The sequence below is a fragment of the Sulfitobacter sp. HI0040 genome (assembly GCF_001634885.1).
Taxonomy (GTDB): Bacteria; Pseudomonadota; Alphaproteobacteria; order Rhodobacterales; family Rhodobacteraceae; genus Sulfitobacter.
In genome coordinates this window covers 1-830 of record NZ_LWEX01000187.1, presented here as the reverse complement: position 1 = coordinate 830, position 830 = coordinate 1, and the positions used below count along the sequence as shown (strand labels likewise).

2 protein-coding genes are annotated in these 830 nt (G+C 65.9%); one reads left to right on the top strand and one right to left on the bottom strand.

All coding sequences use genetic code 11. From position 1 onward, the window contains the following. The coding region (locus A3728_RS11705) for a transporter associated domain-containing protein (protein WP_330220272.1) at window positions 1–345 on the top strand (345 nt) is incomplete at its 5' end. A gap of 89 nt (window positions 346–434) precedes the next feature. On the opposite strand, the gene A3728_RS11700 is transcribed toward A3728_RS11705, so the two are convergent. Further along, window positions 435–830, bottom strand: a 396-nt coding sequence (locus A3728_RS11700) for a glycine cleavage T C-terminal barrel domain-containing protein (protein WP_150120755.1), incomplete at its 5' end; no start/stop codon positions are given.

Genomic DNA, 830 nt, shown 5'->3' with positions numbered 1-830 from the left:
GTGGATGAATACGGCTCGCTGCAGGGGTTGATCACCCTTGAGGACATCCTCGAAGAGATCGTGGGCGAGATCACGGACGAATTCGATCCCGACGCCGAACAGCCGCTGCAACCGGCGGAGGACGGGCAATATTACGTGGACGGCGCCATGACGATCCGCGACCTCAATCGCGCGACCGACTGGTCATTGCCCGACGACGAAGCCAACACCGTGGCGGGCCTCGTCATCCACGAAGCGCAGATGATCCCCACGCCAAAACAGGTTTTCAGCTTCCACGGCTTCCGGTTCGAGGTCGTCGCCCGCGAAGGCAACCGGATCACGCAGTTGAAGATCAGGCCGCTCTGACGCCCGCCCCGTCTGCATTGCGCGGCGCGGGCGGATGCCTCCGGCGGAAGTATTTCCGATCATGAGAAGCGGCGGAGCGGGCGTAATCCTCAGGCGCGCAGGCGGCGGCCTTCGGGGTCGAACGGCGGGGCGCTGAGGATTTTGGCGCGGTGCGGGCGGCCCAGCACCATCACCTCCACCTCTGTGCCGGCGTCCACATCCTTCACGAACCCCAGCGCGAGGCTTTGTCCCACCGAATAGCCATAGGCGCCCGAGGTCACGCGCCCCACCCCCCGGCCATCAAGGAAAATCGGCTCACCGCCCGTGGCATCGGCGTTGGACGCATCCGTATCCTGCGGATCGAGCGACAGCAGCACGAGCCGTTCGCGCGGCGGCTCCTGCAGGACGCGCAGCGCCGCGTCGCGGTTGAGGAAGGGCTTGTCGGTCTTGCAGAGCCGGTCGAGCCCGACTTCCTGTGGCCAGTATTCGGGACTGTATTCGCGGCC